The organism is Desulfosporosinus burensis (genome assembly GCF_054657535.1).
The window spans coordinates 492,035-508,528 of sequence record NZ_BAAHYN010000001.1; the positions used below are offsets into that span (position 1 = coordinate 492,035).

At 41.7% G+C, this 16,494-nt stretch carries 19 protein-coding genes and 1 other RNA gene; 3 read left to right on the forward strand and 17 right to left on the reverse strand.

Annotated elements, in window-relative coordinates:
• The first annotated feature begins 68 nt into the window (after positions 1–68).
• Positions 69–1,613, forward strand: coding sequence for a putative polysaccharide biosynthesis protein (locus ACYQ3Q_RS02600; RefSeq protein WP_459927097.1), 1,545 nt, complete (start codon positions 69–71; stop codon positions 1,611–1,613).
• Positions 1,614–1,621: 8 nt separating this feature from the next.
• Here ACYQ3Q_RS02600 and ACYQ3Q_RS02605 read toward each other — a convergent pair whose 3' ends face one another.
• Entirely contained in the window at positions 1,622–1,879 is a 258-nt protein-coding gene (locus tag ACYQ3Q_RS02605; RefSeq protein WP_459927098.1) for a hypothetical protein, read from the reverse strand.
• Between the two features lie 116 nt (positions 1,880–1,995).
• Here ACYQ3Q_RS02605 and ACYQ3Q_RS02610 point away from each other — a divergent pair, with 116 nt between their 5' ends.
• The gene (locus ACYQ3Q_RS02610) at positions 1,996–2,226 is read left to right on the forward strand and encodes an alpha/beta-type small acid-soluble spore protein (protein ID WP_459927099.1); all 231 of its coding nucleotides are present in this window, start codon (positions 1,996–1,998) and stop codon (positions 2,224–2,226) included.
• 60 nt (positions 2,227–2,286) lie between these two features.
• Here ACYQ3Q_RS02610 and surE read toward each other — a convergent pair whose 3' ends face one another.
• The 12 genes from surE to ACYQ3Q_RS02670 form a co-directional block, all read right to left on the reverse strand.
• Positions 2,287–3,069 (reverse strand): 5'/3'-nucleotidase SurE, encoded by a 783-nt coding sequence (surE, locus tag ACYQ3Q_RS02615; protein WP_459927100.1) that lies wholly within the window; start codon positions 3,067–3,069, stop codon positions 2,287–2,289.
• 13 nt (positions 3,070–3,082) lie between these two features.
• Positions 3,083–3,277 (reverse strand): YpmA family protein, encoded by a 195-nt coding sequence (locus ACYQ3Q_RS02620; RefSeq protein ID WP_459927101.1) that lies wholly within the window; start codon positions 3,275–3,277, stop codon positions 3,083–3,085.
• A gap of 13 nt (positions 3,278–3,290) precedes the next feature.
• Positions 3,291–3,863, reverse strand: coding sequence for a GTP cyclohydrolase I FolE (gene folE, locus ACYQ3Q_RS02625; protein WP_459927102.1), 573 nt, complete (start codon positions 3,861–3,863; stop codon positions 3,291–3,293).
• Between the two features lie 46 nt (positions 3,864–3,909).
• On the reverse strand, positions 3,910–4,641 hold the full coding sequence (locus ACYQ3Q_RS02630; RefSeq protein ID WP_459927103.1) for a 7-carboxy-7-deazaguanine synthase QueE: 732 nt from the start codon (positions 4,639–4,641) through the stop codon (positions 3,910–3,912).
• Positions 4,641–5,198 (reverse strand): DUF366 family protein, encoded by a 558-nt coding sequence (locus tag ACYQ3Q_RS02635; RefSeq protein WP_459927104.1) that lies wholly within the window; start codon positions 5,196–5,198, stop codon positions 4,641–4,643. Before ACYQ3Q_RS02635 ends, ACYQ3Q_RS02630 begins: the two co-directional genes overlap by 1 nt.
• Positions 5,199–5,267: 69 nt before the next feature.
• On the reverse strand, positions 5,268–5,963 hold the full coding sequence (gene queC, locus ACYQ3Q_RS02640) for a 7-cyano-7-deazaguanine synthase QueC (protein WP_459927105.1): 696 nt from the start codon (positions 5,961–5,963) through the stop codon (positions 5,268–5,270).
• On the reverse strand, positions 5,963–6,343 hold the full coding sequence (queD, locus tag ACYQ3Q_RS02645; RefSeq protein ID WP_459927106.1) for a 6-carboxytetrahydropterin synthase QueD: 381 nt from the start codon (positions 6,341–6,343) through the stop codon (positions 5,963–5,965). The genes queC and queD overlap by 1 nt, the downstream gene beginning before the upstream one ends.
• 236 nt (positions 6,344–6,579) lie before the next feature.
• A complete protein-coding gene (locus ACYQ3Q_RS02650) occupies positions 6,580–7,743 on the reverse strand; it encodes a tetratricopeptide repeat protein (RefSeq protein WP_459927107.1) in 1,164 nt (387 codons plus the stop codon).
• 254 nt (positions 7,744–7,997) lie between these two features.
• Positions 7,998–8,444: a Fur family transcriptional regulator gene (locus tag ACYQ3Q_RS02655; RefSeq protein ID WP_459927108.1), complete on the reverse strand. Its 447-nt coding sequence runs from the start codon at positions 8,442–8,444 to the stop codon at positions 7,998–8,000.
• Positions 8,445–8,513: 69 nt separating this feature from the next.
• Entirely contained in the window at positions 8,514–9,788 is a 1,275-nt protein-coding gene (locus ACYQ3Q_RS02660; protein WP_459927109.1) for a class I SAM-dependent rRNA methyltransferase, read from the reverse strand.
• 373 nt (positions 9,789–10,161) lie between these two features.
• Positions 10,162–10,401 (reverse strand): YkuS family protein, encoded by a 240-nt coding sequence (locus ACYQ3Q_RS02665; RefSeq protein WP_459927110.1) that lies wholly within the window; start codon positions 10,399–10,401, stop codon positions 10,162–10,164.
• A 65-nt stretch (positions 10,402–10,466) separates the two neighbouring features.
• Positions 10,467–12,776 (reverse strand): M28 family metallopeptidase, encoded by a 2,310-nt coding sequence (locus ACYQ3Q_RS02670; protein WP_459927111.1) that lies wholly within the window; start codon positions 12,774–12,776, stop codon positions 10,467–10,469.
• Between the two features lie 142 nt (positions 12,777–12,918).
• On the opposite strand from ACYQ3Q_RS02670, the gene ACYQ3Q_RS02675 reads away from it, so the two are divergent.
• Positions 12,919–13,944 carry a phospholipase D-like domain-containing protein gene (locus tag ACYQ3Q_RS02675; RefSeq protein ID WP_459927112.1) on the forward strand — a complete coding sequence of 342 codons (1,026 nt, stop codon included), beginning with the start codon at positions 12,919–12,921 and terminating at the stop codon, positions 13,942–13,944.
• A 64-nt stretch (positions 13,945–14,008) separates the two neighbouring features.
• Here the strand turns inward: ACYQ3Q_RS02675 and ACYQ3Q_RS02680 are convergent, their stop codons facing one another.
• The 4 genes from ACYQ3Q_RS02680 to panB all read right to left on the reverse strand — a co-directional run bounded on the left by ACYQ3Q_RS02680 (position 14,009) and on the right by panB (position 16,372).
• Positions 14,009–14,662 carry a histidine phosphatase family protein gene (locus ACYQ3Q_RS02680; protein WP_459927113.1) on the reverse strand — a complete coding sequence of 218 codons (654 nt, stop codon included), beginning with the start codon at positions 14,660–14,662 and terminating at the stop codon, positions 14,009–14,011.
• A 42-nt stretch (positions 14,663–14,704) separates the two neighbouring features.
• Positions 14,705–14,890: non-coding RNA, 6S RNA (ssrS, locus tag ACYQ3Q_RS02685), on the reverse strand.
• A gap of 50 nt (positions 14,891–14,940) precedes the next feature.
• A complete protein-coding gene (locus ACYQ3Q_RS02690) occupies positions 14,941–15,408 on the reverse strand; it encodes an IclR family transcriptional regulator (protein WP_459927114.1) in 468 nt (155 codons plus the stop codon).
• Positions 15,409–15,538: 130 nt separating this feature from the next.
• Complete coding sequence (gene panB, locus ACYQ3Q_RS02695; protein ID WP_459927115.1) at positions 15,539–16,372, reverse strand: 3-methyl-2-oxobutanoate hydroxymethyltransferase; 834 nt, start codon at positions 16,370–16,372, stop codon at positions 15,539–15,541.
• Positions 16,373–16,494 lie beyond the last annotated feature (122 nt).

Genomic DNA, 16,494 nt, shown 5'->3' on the forward strand with positions numbered 1-16,494 from the left:
CAGCATTTCTTGTTTTCCACAAGCATAAGGTTAAAATGCAAGTTCAACTATTGATTGTGGAGGGTTAAATGACGAAAAGAACCTTTGTCTATGGTGCGACAATCCTCATGGGAGCAAATTTGTTAAACCGCCTGCTAGGCTTTGCCTACCAATATTTAATCATGAATTATATTGGGGGTGAAGCTTATGGCCTCTTCAATATGGTTTTCCCAATTTATATGTTGGCTCTTGTTTTCACAACGGCTGGAATTCCACTGGCCATTGCTAAAATGGTCTCGGAAGAAATATCCTTAGGACGTCCGCAACACGCTCAATCCATCTTTCGACTAGCCCTCTGGCTACTCAGTATTTCTGGTGCCATCGTCTCGATCGTCCTCTATTTTCTTGCCCCGCACCTTTCCCATCGGATTTTTCCTGACCCTAGGGTGATGAATGTATTTCTTATTTGCACTCCGGCAATTTTTATCGTCTCAGTGTCCTCAGTTTTCCGTGGTTACTTCCAAGGCTTGCAGAACATGGTTCCTACGGCGATCAGCCAAATTTTCGAACAAATTATTCGAGTCATCGTCGGTTATACTGCAGCGCTTCGACTTCTTGATCACGGAGTAGAATGGGCTGCAACAGGGTTAGCCTTAGGGATGTTGGCGGGAGAACTGATCGGATTGATATCAATCATCTTTCAGTATCAAAGGCGCAAACCTAAACCGACCCGCGAGAGCCAGGCACCCGGTTATTCAAAACGCCAAATCCTAAGGCGATTATGGCACTTAGCCTCCCCTGTAACCGTCGGAAGGCTTCTCTCCACAGGCCTATCTTCCTTAGATGCCATCCTTATCCCTATGCGCCTACAAGCAGCAGGGTATGGGGCACGTGAAGCCATCACCTTGTTTGGACAACTTGGAGGCTCAGCCTACACATTACTATCCTTTCCTAGTGTCTTTACCTTCGCCTTAGCCGCTTCACTAGTCCCATCCATTTCTGAAGCGGCTGTTCGCCGTCAATTTCATATTGTCCGGGCCCGAAGCGCTGAAGCTATTCGCTTAACCATTTTAATCGGTATTCCCTGCCTAATTATCCTCTTCTACTTTTCCCGGCCATTGACGGCATTTTTCAAGAGTACAGACATCTCCCCTATTTTACGTATACTAGCCTTTGGCGGGATCTTTTCGTATATACAACAAACCACAACTGGAATTCTCCAGGGACTTGGTAAGGTTCAGTTACCAGTCCTTCATTCCATCATTGCAGCAATCATTCGCTTTCCAGTCTTAATATACCTCACAGGACTTCCCCAATGGGGTCTTAGAGGAACGGCCTGGGCCTTTGTGCTTGGTTACTTTATCGTGGCATCTCTAAATATTATGGCAATTGCCCGCTATACTGGAATGCCCTTAGACCTTCAACGCTTTATTCTCCAACCCTTCAGTGGAGGCGTTGGCATGCTTCTTGTGTTTCAAGGTTTAAATCCCTTTTTGGGCGGACATATTTTAGGGTATGTCATCGAGTTTTTCTTAGGAATAGTCGTTTACGGTCTAATCCTATTTATAAATGGTGGTATTGCTTTGCAAGATTTAAAACGACTTCCTTGGATTGGCAAGTTCCTTCCAATCTAATCTAATCATTATTTCCAGAAACGACGGATTTGGTCTCCCCATTGCCAATAGGTTAAGAGAAACATGATAATAACAAACAATAAAGCTAAGATTTTGTAGACAAAATAGACTTTGATGACCGTTAAAAAGACCATAGCTAGACCTAAGAGAGCTGGTATTGTCAAAAGCTTAAGTAGTGAGCTTGATCTTTCTTTTTTATTAAATTTCGGATATGAAAAGACGATCACAAAAAGAATAAAATAAAAAATAAACGTGCCAATAATCATGTAACTTCCTCCATTAGTAAATACACATTATATATCCATTATTTTAGTACAATAAACCGACGCTGAAACGTGAATACTACAATTGTCTTAGAGATTAATGAGAGGAGATGAACTTAATGAGTCGCAAAAAGAATAATAGCAACAGTGGTATATTGCCCAACGCTGTATTAGACCAATTCAAATGGGAAGTTGCCGAGGAATTAGGATTAAGTTCAAAGATCAAGTCTCAAGGCTGGGAAAACATGACCTCTCGTGAATGTGGTCATGTTGGAGGCCGAATCGGTGGTAGTATGGTCAAAACCATGATTCGGAGAGCAAAGGAATCTCTGAACACACCCGTTGAGTAAAACGAATTCTTAGATCGCTGATTTTAAGTATAAAGGAGTACAGAATGATTCTGTACTCCTTTATTTATCTCGTTTAACAGACATAATGTCCGATTCACTCAAACGGGTTTGCCATACTTGAAGATCATTATAATCCGTCAAATCACTATGCATTGGAGTAATGGAAACAAAGCCATCTTGGATTGCTCTTAGATCAGTGTCACCCTCTTGATCCTGAGTTAAATTTCCACACTGCCAGTAATAGGTTTTTCCGTGAGGGTTAACACGTCGCTCAAACACATTCTCATAAACAGCCTTACCCAATCTCGTCACCTTCGCTCCACGCCACTCTGTTTGAAGCTTACCTGGAAAATTAATATTCATTAATCCCTTTCTATGTTCCTCAACAAGGTAATCAAGGTGCTCAGCTAAATACATGGCAGACGGTTCAAAGTTATCATATTCATAACTCGCCAGCGACACTGCTAAAGCAGGAATTCCAAGCAAAACGCCTTCCATTGCTGCCGAAACCGTCCCCGAATAAAAAACATCTGTACCTAAGTTTGAGCCTTGATTAATGCCTGAGATGAGGAGATCCGGTTTGGAGATAAGTTCCCCTTGTATCGCAATTTTTACGCAATCCGAAGGTGTACCACTGACGGCATACCCCTTCAGATCCCCGTCCAACTCATATTTTGTAAGAAACAGGGGTTGAAATAGGGTGATAGAATGCCCAGTGGCTGAACGCTGACTCTCTGGAGCAACTATACTAATGTCATGCTTTGTCTGAGATCTCAAAGTGCGATATAGGGTTTGAATCCCAGGCGCATGATAGCCATCGTCATTGGTCAGCAAAATATGCATGGTATTCCCCCACTCACTCTACTTCGTAGACCGAAATCATCATTTTATCGTCCTTTTTAGTCAAGCCAAACATAAGTCGACGGTCTTTCAAATTCTTATTCAGAAAATCGACCACCTTATAAAGTTCTCCATTCACGCCAAGCCGCAGTGACGAAATTAGTTCAATTTTCCCTTGTCGTTCGGACGGGTTTACATGTTGTTCTCCCATAACATCCTCTTTCTTAACGTCTGTGTCCTTGAATTAGTGAAAACGCTTCTGATCTTGTAATAGGATTGGTTTTAAATATGCCCCGTACAGCAGAGGTTAAGGTTTGGGATCCTGCTTTCTTAACCCCTCTCATGGTCATACACATGTGTTCTGCCTCAATGACCACCAAAACGCCTAAGGGGGTTAGTTCGCCCATTATGGCATCCGCAATCTCGGACGTTAAGCGTTCTTGAAGCTGAGGTCTGCGGGCAAAGCCTTCCACAACACGAGCGAATTTTGATAAACCCGTTATTTTACCTTTCCGTGGAATATAGGCAACATGGGCTTTACCGTAAAATGGAACAAGGTGATGTTCGCACATAGAATAAACCGGGATATCCTTCACGATGACCATCTCTTCATGTTCTTCGGAAAATTGGACTTTCAGATGTCGACTCGGATCTTCATGTAACCCTGTAAAGACTTCTGCATACATCCTAGCTACACGTTTCGGAGTATCTCTTAACCCTTCTCGATCAGGATCTTCGCCAATAGCCTCTAGAATCATGTATACTGCTTGCTCAATCTTTTCTAAATCCATCCCCATAATCTATTTTCTCCTTTACTCTATGGTTCCTTGAGTTACTAACCAATTATAGTTGACCCATAAATACGTGGGTCTGAGGAATTACTCGAATATTACAAAGTTGTTCCAAAAAAAAGCTTTGCCATTTCAAAAGCTGATCCGGCTTAGGAGCCTTTATTCCGTGCGTTGGTGTGACCGGTTGAAGTATTGTCTGGATCAATGGGTCAACTCTAGCAATTAAATCACGAGCGATGTGAAGATTTATTAAACTAGTATCTTCTTGAACTACAAGTTTTATAAAAACTTCCTTTTGCAGGCTATAGCGTAAAAAGGATTCATGAACATCCCAGAAAACCTGACCATCGAAAGGTAGTTTAATATCCATGCTGATGATATCAACCCAAGGTAACACTTCAAGCAGTTGTTGGGGTAAAGTCCCATTGGTCTCCAGGTAAATCATTAACCCTTTATCTCGTAACAAAGGCAGTAACACCTTTAGTTCGTTGACCCAAAGCAGAGGCTCTCCTCCAGTGATACTTAGCGAATGATGAAGAGTAACGTCATAAGTCTCTATGAGAGCAACCAGTTTATCGATAGGAACTGGATTGTCCAATTGCTTAAATCGTTGTGTGCCAGAATCTGTCTCCATCCTGAACTGTGGAGGTATTGAAGTATTTGTATCACAATAGGGACAGTTTAAGTTACAGTTTGGTAGGCGCAGAAAAATTTGTCTGACTCCAACGTAGGGACCTTCCCCCTGGATCGATGAGAAAATTTCTGTAATTGGTAGTTTAAGCATTACGATACCCCTCGAACTTTACAACGCGCAAGGCGCATCGATACGACCTCAGCACAGTATTGTTTGGCGACGCTCTCCCCAAACCCTAACACATCCAGAATCTTAAGATCAGTCAAACCGACGGTAGGAATTGGCGTATTGAGATTGGACACGTTTAGACCACAATGAATCAAGGTGGATACGGGAGAAAGTGTACTGATGCTCACAGAGAGCTTTTTATCTGCCTCATAGAGATCATCCCCACTGCGGCTGAGGGTTCTCACTCCAAGCCTTTCGAGTTCTTCCTTAATCGTCGCAATGAGCAGTCTTTGCCGGATAATGGTCTTTTCTAAATCCATCTCGAAATGCTCCACAATAAAATGCAGCATGTCCTCACTATAGATCCAGTCTTTGGCCAAGACATCCTCCATATCCACCATCTCGTCTTGTTCTACACGGCACGAGCCACGGAATACACTCATGCTATCTCCCATCAAGCCAAAGTTTTTGTAGGCAAACAAGGATTGAAGTTGACTGCCATCATAGTTGAGGGGGGTACGCAGGACTGTATATTTCATAACTAACCCTCTTTCTCAGCCCCGATTACAAATCTTGCCAAGTAAATTTTGTATTTTTGTCCTTATATCTTATTGAAAACCAAATAGTTGAGTTACTAGTCCCTGAGCTCCATTGGCAAGGAGAGCACGTTTTAGTCTTAGGCAGCTTTCGCATTGCCCGCATACTCTTTCCTCACTCTCATAACAGCTCCATATATGTTCAAAAGGGACGTGCAAGCGCAGCCCTTCTCGAACAATTTCCTTTTTCGAGTAAATCGAAGTCTCACTTACGACGGTCACCTGATTTTGAGTGGAAAAAGTGAAGCATAAATTCATGGCAGCCATGAACTCTAGAGAGTTGTCTGGAAAGGTCGCAGCTTCCTCACTGTTAAAGCCTGTAATTAAAACAGCACCTTCAGCCATGTTTTCAGCATATACAGCCGCAATATTCAAAAATAAGCCATTGCGATTGGGCACCCATACCTGACGAGCACTTATTTGTGCGTGTCCGTCAAGGTCATCAAGATCACTCAATTCCATAAGTGGCAGCCCTTCTGAACGATTCACAAGCGCGGAAAAGGTCTGCTCTTGCAAAAAAGGTAATGGTACAACCTTATGTGGAATGTGATAATGCTCAGCAATACTTCTCGCTGCGGAGATTTCACGTTGATTGGCCCTTTGCCCATAATCAAAGGTTATGGCTAAATCCACAACATTTTTTTCCAAATGGAGTGCCAAGGCAACGGTCGAGTCTAAACCACCCGATAGTAAAATGATTCCAGGCATCACTCGTCCCCCTTAAATAGGGCCCATGTATCGGGAGACTCGTAGACTTTAATCCAAGCTAGGCGCTTGTCCTCAAGCACCAAGTCCTTCTTAAATTCCATAAACAGAAATTGCGCAAGATTTTCAGCCGTTGGATTAACTCCTTGGATACCAAAAGCTGACTGATCATTTAACAAGCCATGATCCAATATCTTTAATGATTTTCGAACGGACTGCTTAACAACACTAAAATCGATCAACATTCCCAGATGATCTAGTCGTTGACCTTCAATACAGACTTCAACATCCCAGCGATGACCATGCAAGTTAGCACAATCTCCGTCATAATCCCTGATAAAATGAGCTGCATCGAAATGCGCTCGAACACATACCTGAAACATTTTACGCTCCTTATATGACAAATTACAGTCTATTTTATCATTATTATTCACAAAAGAAAACGAAATATCAACAAATTCATAAACTAGGTTTCTAGACCCTGGGTTAAGTTGCTAAAAAGCGTGTAAAATTATCCATCGTTGAAAAGGAACCTTCAGATAGAGTAATCTAACTCTATCTAAAGGTTCCTTGAACCTACAGCCTTAGGACAGTCGCTCATTAAAATAACCCTTCTCCGTCAGGCAAGCTTTAAAGCCTTATTAAAGCAATCAATTGCTGTATCAGATTGATCAATTTGTTCATAAATATTACCCAGTAAGGCCCAGCCAGCTGAATGGTTGGGATCGATTTCAATCAACTGATTGAGTAAATCAATGGATTCCTGCCAATTCCCTTTGCGAGTAAGGCAAACACTTAAATTGTAGAGAATTAGGGGATGATTGGGTGTCATCTCCAAAGCTTCTCGATAATACTCTGCGGCTTTTCTTGTGCGTCCTTGATGAACCAAGGTAAAGGCTAAATTATTGAGCAGGATTGGATCTTTGGGATAGATGATAATGGCGCGATCTAATAGTTTTAAAGCATCTTGAGATCGTCCTAAATTTTGATAGACTGCAGCAAGGTTACTCAAACTTTCATAGTGATCCGGCTCATTTTTTAAGGTGAATTTGTAGTATTGGATTCCTTTTTTGATTTGATCGTTTTGGATATAACAATATGCTAATCTTGCCGCTAAATCCGTAGTTCCACCGTAGCGAAGGGCTTTTTCAAAACTATCACAGGCGTCTGGCAACTGTTCTAATACTAAATGCATTTCGGCCTTCATTTCCCAATATAAATACTCCCGTGGTCGGAGTTGACAACATCCTTGAAAACACCTTAATGCTTCAAGATGTTCTTCGTGATATGCATAAATCATACCCAAACGATAATTGGTTTCCACATTTTGAGGTGCAGCTCGCAAAGAATTATCAAGTGCTTTAATCGCCTCACGCCAATCTCCAATTTCCAGATAGATGTCAGCGAGTAAATCCCAATACATCGCCATCTGAGGTAATGACCGAATTGCTTGCTCAATTTTTTCTTTGGCTTGTGGTATGAGTGCTTGACCAAGATAACATCGGGAAAGCAGATAACTAATTTCATGTGAATTTTCACTATCGAATTTGAGACCTTCTAGATAATCTCTTGCTTCTTGAAATGCTTGAACCTCAATTAAGTGACGCACTTCCCTTAAACGTGGCTTTGGCGATTCTCGATTTAACAAATCTACCCAATTTCGGATGGCATCATCCGTCTTGCCAAATCGTTGATACCATTTGGCTTGGAGAGAATTCCAGACATATGAAGTTTGAAGAGAAGGCCATTTCTGTTTACGTCTCGAGGCCAAAGGTAAAGCCATAATTTCCGCCCCTTTATTTACTTATATTTCCATATTTACGTTCTCCTTTTAGGCTGCTTTCCCCTTCTCTTTATTCCTAAAATCGTACGTCAAATACTTTCCAGATGCCCAGTAATTCTCATAAAGTAAATGAATATCCACTTTTCTCGCCAGGGTTTCAAACTTACTGTCCTTGATTCTTTATTTTCATTCATAATATCTACAAAAGGGAGTATCATCATTCACGAACTTACAAATTAAAGGAGAGGCGCACTTTACTGCGCCTCTCCACAATGTTTACAATATCCGTAAAATTTCAAATCGTGGTCCATGACTTTAAATTGGTTGCGTTTGATAATCACAGCCTCCAGCGACTCTAATAAATCATCATCAAATTCCGAGACATTCCCACAGCGTAGACAGATGAGGTGATGATGATGATGTTCGTCCTTTCTGCTAAATTCGTAGCGGCTTCGTCCATCGCCAAAATCGTTTTTAAGTAAAACTCCTATTACAGCTAATATGTCTAAGGTACGGTATACGGTTGCTAAACCAATTTCCGGATTTTGGTGTTTGACGAGCATATACACCTCTTCAGCACTCAAGTGGCGATCTACATGTTCTAAAAACGTTTGTAAGATCGTCTGGCGCTGAGGGGTTACCTTATAGGAATGATTGCGCAACATACTACAGATACTTTCAAAAGTCTTTAATTCCTCCACCCCTTGACCTCCTCCACATATCTCCATTATATGTCAAGAAAACTCCTTTGAAAAGGGCATTCGCAGAATTTAACGATTAAACACCTCATACATGGCAAACTTGAGATAGTCTGTTTCTTCACTACCCAGCAGCACGGGGTGGTCAGCACCAGCGCGCCTGAATTCAATAAGTCGCAATACTTTATGGGCATCCGCTGCTGCTTCTTGGAGCATCGTCAAGAAGCGCGCCGCACTTAAATGATAGGAACAAGAGGCCGTCACTAAGATTCCTCCATTACGAACCAGCTTCATGCCCTGAAGGTTGATATCTTTATACCCCCGGAGAGCACCTTCTATCGCTTGGCGATTTTTGGCAAAGGCTGGTGGATCTAGGATGACAACATCCCACGTCTTCTTATCCTTCACTTGTTCACGCAAAAAGTCAAAGGCGTTGGTTGCTATAAATTCAGTGCGATGCAGGAACCCATTAAGGAGTGCATTACTTTTAGCCATCTCAATAGCCTTCTCTGAGATGTCTAAACAGGTCACCTTTTTGGCACCGTACAGACAGGCATGGAGCATGAAAGAACCCGTATGCGAAAAACAGTCTAATACCTCAGCACCGTCCCAAAAAGGATTTTTAATGGCTTTCCCTTTTGGATCGACGGGCAGCCCATTACTATCCACTTTAATCCCTCGCCCAGCTCCCCAACCTGTCATCAGAGGTTTCAGAGCAGCTCTATTTTCACGCTGATCAAAGAAATAGCCAGTTTTTTGCCCCTCTGCAACATCCACTAAAATGCTCAATCCATTCTCACGAACTGTTACCTTAGTCTCAAAGGGTTGGTCTACAAAACCCATTCTTTCTTCGAGCCCTTCCAGGCGTCTGACCGAAACATCACTTCGTTCAAAAATTCCAAGAGGATTAAATAGTTTAATTAAGGCTTGATAAATCCATTGGCGTCGCATTTCTATTCCTAACGAGAGAATTTGGACAACTAGGACATCTTCATATTTATCTATGATTAATCCTGGTAGAAAATCTGCCTCACCATGGACTACTCGACAAGATGTGGCTTCAGGTACTAGCCATTGTCGTCGTTTCCAAGCTTGTTCGATTTTACTGTAAAATAAGCTTGCATCAACGTCGTCTTCAGAATACGATACAACTCGAAGTATGAGTTGGGATAATGGATTATAGAATCCTTGGGCTAAAAAATGTCCGACATGATTGACAATATGTACTATATCTCCGCCTTGAGGATTCCCCTCTATTTTTTCAATTTCACTGGGAAACACCCAGGGATGCCCCTGTTCAAGTCGCTTTTTACGATTTTGTTTTAGAAATGCTTTTGGCACAATCATTTTGTTATTCCTCGCTTTCAGGTCCATCTACTAAAATGGGCGTATTGCTTAAGAATACCTCGAAAGTGGCAGAAAAGGAAGCTTAAGCTTCCTTCTCTGCACTACGAGACCCTCTAATTACCATCCCCGGTAAGGATAGGGATAGGCAGCGTAAGCGGTAGGATACGCATAAGGGTAGGGGTATGGTGCATAACGAGGAGACACGAAAGCTCCAAGACCAAACCCAAGAGCAAAGGGGAGTAAAAACATAAGAGCAACTCCTTCCTGAGATAACCTATCTTCTCCTTGCATTATATGTTAATTATTGCCATTTTGGTGACTAAAAAACCGTCCCTGCAAAAGGACGGAGAATGGTTCGTTGAAAGGTACTTGCTTATGAGAGACGATCGCGAAGAATATCCAATACTTCATCAGCACTTCGACCTGAGGCATTTATAATTGGCATTTTAACGGGCCAATCTGGAGCTATCAGCGACGTTCCGTTCCCTTTAACAACTGCGGCGCGGACATTTTGCAATTTTTCGCCCTCTAAAGGTGTGGTTTTAAATCCCCCGGCATGTAACGCTTGAATCACATTATCGAGCCCATCTTCTACTGCTATAGTTTTATACATTTTCTCACCTTCCTCACTTAAGCTCTATTTTTCCCCAATAGTCTCAACCTATACAAACCTGTTTTTTAAAAATCAAAGTTCTCTTTAAAGCTAATCTGATAATCAACTGATAAAAGAGGATCTTGAATTAGGATTCGGGGGGAAGGTTCAGGAAACATTGCCTCCACTGTGCAGGACATTACGCTCTGAGTTTCCACAGCGAGTTGGATCGTATTTTTCTGAGGAGGCGTCCTTTGCAGGATGATTGAATAGGTTCCAGAGGATTGTTCTATTCCTCTAAGTTGTAATTTTTTGGGTAATTTGGACATCGGTAGAAATTCGTCGGTCTGTAATTCAAAAGGTTGATCACTTTCTAAGATAAGTCGGATTAAATAAGGTTCACTGGAATAATTTAATTTGAGAGCAACTTCTAGGGATCTCTGTGAATTTATAATTTTCTCTACTACTGAGGTATCGATACTAAGGGGTGGTTTTTCATTGAGTACTGGTACATAAAGGCTCTTGCCTTGCTGGCCATTCAAATCAGTCACTACTTTACGTGGCAATTCTTCTTTCGAAAAAACATGTAAGAACCCTTCCGATCTTCCAGACCACTCTTCTCGAACAACAACCGTCTGTGGGTAATCTCGGGTGTACATTGGGACTAACCCCAACGATAAAATCAGTAAGCCTGTCAGAACTAAGGAAGGTTTGCGCACATGATTCAATAGTTGCTTAGCAAGTTTTCTTTGTGTGATAGCTACATGCAATGCAGCTAGGAAGAAAGGAATTAACAGCAAGCTGTATATAGCCAAGAAAATTAAAAAGTGGTTATGTATTGCCTCATAATAGCTTAGCCACTGTGGAGAATTTAAAAGCTCAAAGTGCATCCAATAGATAAAATAGGGACCGATCAAAACTAATATAATGTTCGGTAAGAAATACTGCAGATTCAGGCACAATAACCAAAATACAAACGGAAAAGCAAGGTCAATTCGATTGAGCGCTAATACTAAACTAAGTACTAACAAGATCAACACTCCGATAAACCAATAGAGCTGGGGATCTCGCGCTAGTGGAAATGAATCCAACCAACTCGCTAGAATTAGAAAAATCCCTAAGCCAATTCCTATACGAACAACAAGAAAGATTGTTGGATAAGCGTAGTAGATGAACGTCGCCTGTTTAATCCATTGCCAAAGAGCTTCACTAATCCCACTTAAGCCAATCACAATAAGACTCATCAACAGAGTAATCCCTAGAATCAGCAAAACCTTTTTACCGTCCAATCTAGGCTTTTGAGCACGAATTTTAATTGATTTAATGATAATCAATACTGTGACCAATAAGGTGAAAAACGTGAAGATACGAATACCATGACTTGGGACAATAACAACCTTCTTACCCATTTGAAACGGTAGATATAACTCATCCCAGTTCTGCGGTCCTAGCTTTTCTAACCTTATAGACCTTAGCAAGCTCTGGGAATAGTCTCCAATCTTCTGCATCTCTTCCAGAGAAACACGATCTAAGCGATCTTCTGGCCGATGATAGTATCCAGAAGGGCGCCCGAAAATTCCTAAACCTAGTGCAGGAATTCCTTGATCTAAGAAGGGGCTAAAATCACTCGTCCCCCCTTGAGAACTTTCACGGGTCATTATGATAGAATCTCGACTGAGATGGAAAGGGATATTGCTTTCACCAGCTAAAGCTGTAACCTGCTTAATCAGTTCCGGTGGAGCAGACTTTTTACCAGCTACATCAATTTCTAGAGGGGTTCCAACCATGTCAATATTAAGCATCCAACGCACGGCGGATAAGTCTGCTTGTGAGGTATAGTATTGCGACCCAACCAGCCCAAACTCTTCTGCTCCAAAGAATACAAGTTGATAGGTTTCTTTATGGGGTTCCTTACTTAATACTCTGGCAAGTTCAAGTAAAAGGCCGACTCCGGAGGCATTATCCACTGCCCCAGGGGCATTAAATGTTGCTGAATCATAGTGGGCACCTATGATAATTGTATCTGGACGTGATCCCGGTAATTCGGCAATGATATTTTGGCTATTGATGAGTTCGACTCGTTGTTCAGGCTGCAAGATTGAAACTTCGCGAACCACAACCTTGCTAAAGGGTTGTTCGCGCACCTTCCAACCATTTTGAGTTAGTACGTAATGAATATATTGAGCAGCCTTCAACTCTGATTTACTTCCCGCCGGTCGAGGCCCAACTTTTTGCACGAGATATTTTACATGCTCATAGGCCATTGTCGCGGAAAAATCCTCAACAGCATGATTGGAAGTTGGAGTAAGCTTGGGTCTAAAACTATTAAATCCGAAAAAAACCATTAGACTTCCCAAAACTATGAACACGATCATGATCGTCTTGGAAACCTTCATAATCTATTACCCCTTCGAAGTTCAAACTCACTTTGCCAATTCTTATGAAAAACTTCTTAGGGTTATTCCTCACAACGGTTTTAACCGCTTGGACATATATGGTATACTGTAATTAATATTTAACTTTGGGAGAAGTAGCGCCATGTCAAAACAGAAATCCTACCTTTCAATCCTAATCTTACTATTGTTTAGTCTGTTGTTCTTAAGCGGTTGTACGATTAAATTACCAAAACTTTTCCCTGAAGAAATCCCAATTTCCAACCTACCCGCTGAAGCACTTCTAGTGGATAAAGAGGAGATCTATGAACGAACATTAACTCTCATTCAGTCCGCACAAACGTCAATCTACGTTGAGCAGGCAGAATTTGATGACCCTCGCCTTATTGAGCTTCTCCTTGAAAAATCCAGCTCAGGTATCGATGTCCGCATTCTCTTAGACCAATGGCGAAAGGTAAATCGAGCAACTCTCGATAAATTCAAAAATCAAAATGTTTCTGTCCAGTTTTATCCTGCTCAAAAAGGCCAGTATAACCACACTAAAAACTTAATAGTTGATCAGACCCGAGCTATTATTTATGGTCCTCACTGGACAGAGCACGGATTTCAGACCCACGATCTTGCTCTCGAGTTATCCGGCAGATCCGCCTGGAAGGCAGCTGCCTTATTTTCAAAAGATTGGGAATTCACTACAACATTCCCTTTAAATGTCCCCAAGACATCCTCCCTACCGGAAGATAATATTATCTTAGCTACGAACGCTAATGTCCGACAACAACTTGCCGATCGAATCTCATCTAGTACAACTTCAATCTGGATTGAAAACACAGAAATTACAGATCCAGATTTAGTACAGGCCCTAATTGATGCTGCTGGTAAAGGATGTGACGTTCGGCTAATCCTTGATCGCGCTGTAACCACTAAGAATCCAGTGACTCTCGAAACCTTAACAGCCGCCAAGGGGATTCAGATTCGCTATTACCCCAGCGAACCACCACTCGGAATGAGCGTAGGCATTTTTGATAATAAGTCGTTTATCTTAAGCAGTTCAGGTTGGACACGTTATTCATTTCTCGTCAACCATGAGTTCTCCACAACGGTCCCTTCCCCTACTGCAGCCATTGGATTAGGCGAGATGTTCCTAAAGGACTGGGAAAAAAGTTCTGAGTAACTACTGTGGCTATTTTCTACATAAGTAAAAGGACAGGCTCATGCCTGTCCTTTTACTTATGCAATTATTTTTTGGGATCTGACGCTTGATCAGCTAATTCCTCAAGTCCTTCTAAATGTTGGCAATCTGCGAGGATGCTGGGGATCCATCTTTGTCCTTCTACTTCAAGAATATTTAAGGCCGTATTATGTTGCCAAGGAGTTTTTGCCCACTCATGAACTTCAAAACCCAGTGCTTTCGTAATCAAAAGCTTTAAGGTCAAGCCATGAGTTACTAGACAAACCGTTTCTCCTGAATGAGCTTGAATTATATGTTGCACAAAATTCCAGGCCCTTTCCATGACTCCAGTCATGTTCTCTCCGCCTGGTGTGGTGACTAGATGTGGTTCTGAGTCCCAAATCTTAAAGATATCCGGATAGGTTTCCCGTAACTCTTGCCAAATACAGCCCTCCCATTCGCCAAAAGAAAACTCACGAAGTGCAGGATTTAAGGATAATTTGCCAAGACCAAGCTCAAGGCGTATCTCTTCTGCTGTTCCAATCGCTCTTTGGGAATCACTGGAGTAAATATGATCAATCCTCTCGTTCTTAAGCCGAAGAGCTAAGGAACGGGCCTGAAGTATTCCCTTTTCCGTAAGCGGAGAGTCTAGACTTCCTTGTACTCGACCTTCAATATTCCATAAGGTCTGACCGTGGCGCGTTAATATGATTCGAGTCATCATTACACCCCTTCAATCAAAAGGGTAGGGAATAATTCCCTACCCTTCCCCGACTTGCCGTAAGATTCCAGGTTTCTGACCCTGCTCTCGCAGGTGGGTACCTAGTCCCAATTTTCCAACTTCCCTTATTCACACGGATAGGGCCTGTTGTACTAATTTGACATTTAGCTCCCTTGTCACATAATAGGATCAAAACCATGGTAATCAATACGCACAAGCTAGGTTATGTTGCTATTATACCACCACTAGTCAAAAAAATCTCTAGCAAATCTCGGAAATTATCGTTTCCGCATTTTGTCCTCAATTTCTGCTAATCGATCTTGAAGTAAGGCAATCGCCATTTCTTGATTACGTACTCGCCGCTTTAAATGCTCCACAAGCTGCGTAAGTTCTCCTACATCTTCGGACATTGATTCAAGAACTCCACCAGAGCGAAGCATTTCCTCATTACTGATTTCCTCTGGAGCTTGAGTTTTTTCCAAAGCGTTTTCTATTGAATTTTCCCCAGCGCTCAGAGGAGCTAAAAGATAATTAAACTTCGCATATCTTGAATTACGTCCAGGATGAACTTCTATAACTCCATCTTCAGCTAATGCCTGAATTGCTCGTTTCAAAGTTACACTTGCGGCACCTGTTTCTCGTTGAATATCTGAATATGCTAATTCGAAATCCTTACCTTGATACATACTAGAAATCTTCTCGAAAAATTCGACAAATTTCCGATGGGTTTTTTCCTTTAATCTCAATGCTAGTCCATCCTTCCCAATATTAATTAAATAATTCTTAAGAATAATTAATATTATATCAAATTTACGAATAAATGCTATACTGAATATTGGTAATAGTTAAACTTTAATTCTGAAAGTAGTATTTAATTCATTTATCCCCATAAAGTTTTTGAATTACTTCATCTGACAAGCCAAAGGTATGTTCATCTGCTGGAAAGAGACTTAATTTAACTTCCTCATGATATTTATGAATGGATTGAACAGCTTCTTGTCCAAGTTGAGCAAATTGTTTAACAAATTTTGGTTTAAAGCGTTCAAAGAGTCCCAGTAAATCGTGAAATACCAGTACTTGCCCATCACAATCCAGCCCTGCCCCAATTCCAATCGTAGGAGTTTTCAGTCCTGTGGATATTTGGGCGGCTACTTGCCTTGGTATGGCCTCGAGAACCAGTAAGAATACCCCAGCCTGTTCTAGTGCCTGACTGTCTTTAACTAACTGTACAGCACTCTCAAGGTCTCGACCCTGAACCTTAAAGCCGCCCAATTGGTTTGCCGTTTGGGGGGTAAGGCCAATATGTCCTACAACAGGAATTCCTGCACGAGTTAAGCTTTCAACGATCGGAACAAGGTTTAAGCCTCCTTCGAGCTTTATGGCGTCCGCTCCCCCTTCCTTAATCAGTCTCCCTGCATTGATTATGGCAAGATCGAGCGTCGCATAGCTCATAAACGGCATATCAGCAATGACAAACGTTTTTGTAGCACCCCTGCGGACGGCTTTTGTATGGTGAAGCATGTCTTCCATGGTTACTGGAACAGTGGAATCATAGCCTAAAACTACCATCCCTAAAGAATCCCCTACTAAGATTGTGTCGACGCCTGCATCTTCGACTAACTTGGCTGAAGGATAATCATAGGCTGTTAACATGCTGATTTTTTCACCAGCTTGTTTCATTTTTTCAAAATCAGGAATAGTCTTTTTCATCGTCCATTTTACCTCCCTTATTATAGTTCATACTTTCGCAATACATTTTTAATACTTTTTATACTGTCAATTAGTCATACTCCTTCGAGTTTAGGCATAGGTAGATATCAGTCAAAGGAGGG